Consider the following 747-nt stretch of genomic DNA (forward strand, 5'->3'; position numbering starts at 1 on the left):
TGGGTATTGAGTTCTTGCCCTTGTGTGGTTTTAAAATTGAGAGCAAAAATAGCATTCTTATCCTTTATAAGGTACACCGGCATCGACTCATACGTCTTAAACTGTTTGAGCAATACCTCTTTTAGGTCTCCACCTTTATTGTTGATAGTCAGCTTTACATCTTTATTCTCAATTACGGTTACCCCGTCTTTAGCGGTTGGCTGAGCGTTGCTATAAGCAAAAGCTCCTAAGTCAGCGGTAGCAGCAGTAGCAGCATTATTTTGTGGGTTATTAGCTTTAGCAGCTTGTTCTTGTTCAGCTTTGCGTTTTGCTAACTCTTCTTGGGTAGGACGGTTGTTATTCATTACCCATAGCAGCAAAATAAATATAAGCACAAAGCCTATGATGCTTTTCAGGTCAAACTTTTTTTCTTCCATATAAATATAATAATTATCGTTTTTTAGTTCTTTTTCAATTTATTGTTTAAAGCAGCTTTTACAAAAGCAATAAAGAGCGGATGCGGATTAGCTACCGTACTCTTATACTCTGGGTGGTACTGTACCCCCACAAACCAAGGGTGAGTAGGCAGTTCTACCACTTCCACTAAGCCCGTATCAGGGTTTACCCCTGTGCATTGTAGTCCCGCTTTTTCTAAGGTCTCGCGGTAGTCGCTGTTAAACTCATAGCGGTGGCGGTGGCGCTCCGAAATCTGTTCTTTGCCGTATGCTTCGTATATCTTGCTACCTTTGGTCAGCTCACAAGCCCAAT

Annotated in this window: 1 protein-coding gene and 1 pseudogene; both read right to left on the reverse strand. The window is 41.4% G+C overall.

Features of this window, described 5'->3' with window-relative positions:
• Positions 1–416 (reverse strand): annotated as a pseudogene (locus HMPREF9441_RS16950) (hypothetical protein); the annotation flags it as partial.
• Between the two features lie 23 nt (positions 417–439).
• The coding region (locus HMPREF9441_RS16955; RefSeq protein WP_008623278.1) for a glutamine amidotransferase-related protein at positions 440–747 on the reverse strand (308 nt) is incomplete at its 5' end.

Source organism: Paraprevotella clara YIT 11840 (assembly GCF_000233955.1).
In the GTDB taxonomy this organism is placed as follows: Bacteria; Bacteroidota; Bacteroidia; order Bacteroidales; family Bacteroidaceae; genus Paraprevotella; species Paraprevotella clara.